Source organism: Kitasatospora sp. NPDC004799, assembly GCF_040609095.1.
In the GTDB taxonomy this organism is placed as follows: domain Bacteria; phylum Actinomycetota; class Actinomycetes; order Streptomycetales; family Streptomycetaceae; genus Kitasatospora.
This window is the reverse complement of record NZ_JBEXJK010000738.1, coordinates 1-1834: the sequence shown is the minus strand read 5'-3', so window position 1 is coordinate 1834 and position 1834 is coordinate 1. Positions and strand designations below refer to the sequence as shown.

Below are 1834 nucleotides of genomic sequence, written 5' to 3'. Positions count from 1 at the left end.
GGTGCCCGACTCCGGGCGCGAGTGCCGCGTAGGGCGGCGCTCCATACCGGGTTGCCCCACCGCGGGGTGGGCAGCAGCACCAGCGCGAGGGCCGTCCCGAGCACCGCGGCGGGCAGCACGGTCACCGTGCCCTCGCCGAGCAGCCGCAGCAGCACGCCGCTGCGCGAGCCGCCGCGGGCCTGGAGCAGCCGGATCTCGGCGGTGCGCCGGTCCGTGCTGAGCGCCGCGGCCAGGCAGAGCACCACGACCGCGACCCCGGCGACGCCGGCCGGCCCGATGGCGCCCAGCGGGGCCGCGGCCTGGTAGCGGGCGGAGGCCCGGGCGAGGACGTCCGGCATCAGCGAGGTGGCGTGCAGGTCGGCCCGGAGGCTGGCGGTGACCAGGGTGGTCATGCCGGGGCCGGAGGTGTACGAGCCGAGGGCCGCGCGGGTGCGGTCCAGCTGGTCGGCGCGCAGGGCGCCGCCGTCGACCGGCAGCCGCCAGAAGTCCTGGGCGCTCGTACCCCAGCGGGCCAGCGCGGTCAGGCTGCCGCCGTCCACGAAGCCGCTGGTCCAGTACCACGCGTCCTCGCCCTTGACGGCCAGGCAGGCCCGGGCCGGGCAGCCGAGCCCCTCCCAGAACGGGTCCTGGGGGTCGTTGACCCGGTAGAGGCCGACCACGGCGCTGCGCAGCGCGACGCCTCCGCTGGTGCCGCTCTCGATGACGTCGCCGACCTTGATGTTGACGGTCTCGGCGGCCTGCTGGCTCAGCACGATCGGCAGCGGGCCGTCGGCCGGGGCGGGGCCCGGCCAGGTGCCCGCGGTCAGGGTCGCCCGGTCGGCGAGGCCGTTCAGGTAGTACAGGCCGAGCGCCGGGAGGGCCACGTCGGAGATCCGGGTGAACCCCTGGTTGAACATCTTCCGCTCGGTCTTGACCCGGGTGCCGAAGACCTGGCCGGACGGGCTCAGCGGCAGGTCCCGTCCGACCTGCGCGGCGAGCTTGTGCTGCACGGTCTCCAGGTTTGCCCCGGTGTCGCCGGTGACGGTCTCCGAGGTGTACTCCAGGTTGGTGACGTCGGCGCCCAGGCTGCTGGTGAACTGCCGGAGCGCGGTGTCCGCGCCCCGGTCCGCGATCCTCGGGAAGGCCGCCGCCAGGAAGACGGTGACGAGGGCGAGGGCCGCCGTGAGCAGCGCGGCCAGCGGCATCGCACGCAGCCGGGTACGGACCCAGGGCGCGGGCCGGTGGGCCCGGGTGGGCCCGGCGGCGGGCGGGGGCACGGGGGTGGGCACGGTGGTGCCGGCCTTGGTGGTCACATCTCCTCCACGTGGCGCAGCCGGGCGGCCACGTCTCGACGCCGGCGCCCGATCAGGAAGGCCGACAGCAGCGGGACGACGGCGATCGCGGCCGCGAACAGCAGCGCCTGACCGAACGGCAGCTCGATCAGCGCCTCGGGCACCGGCCGGCGGGCGGCCGGGGTCAGCACCACGAAGGGCACGATCAGCCGGACGAGCAGGGCGCCGAGGGCCAGGCCGACGGTCCCGCCGAGCCCGACCAGCACCGCGTTCTCGGCGGCGACGGTGCGGGCGACCTGCCTGCGCGGGGCGCCCAGGGCGAGCAGCAGCGCGGAGTCCCGGGAGCGCTCGTGGGCGGCGCCGGCCACGGCGGCGGCGAAGCCGATCGCGGCGAGGATGCCGGTGACGACCGCGATGGCCATCAGCGCGCTCTGCGGGGCGGCGCCGACCGGGTCGCCGAGGAGGCCGTCGGAGACCTCGTCGTAGAGCGCGAGGTCCTGGCTGCCGGGGGCGCCGCGCAGGGCGGCGGCGGCCTCGGCCGGGGCGTGGTCGCCCGGCCCGGC

The 1834-nt window shown here is 77.2% G+C and carries 2 protein-coding genes; both read right to left on the bottom strand.

Annotated features, from left to right (window positions below; translation table 11 throughout):
* A partial coding sequence (locus tag ABZW03_RS40395) for a hypothetical protein (RefSeq protein ID WP_355269810.1) occupies window positions 1-1292 on the bottom strand: 1292 nt, incomplete at its 3' end.
* On the bottom strand, window positions 1289-1834 hold a 546-nt coding region (locus ABZW03_RS40390; RefSeq protein WP_355269808.1), incomplete at its 5' end, for an FtsX-like permease family protein. The genes ABZW03_RS40390 and ABZW03_RS40395, both read right to left, overlap by 4 nt.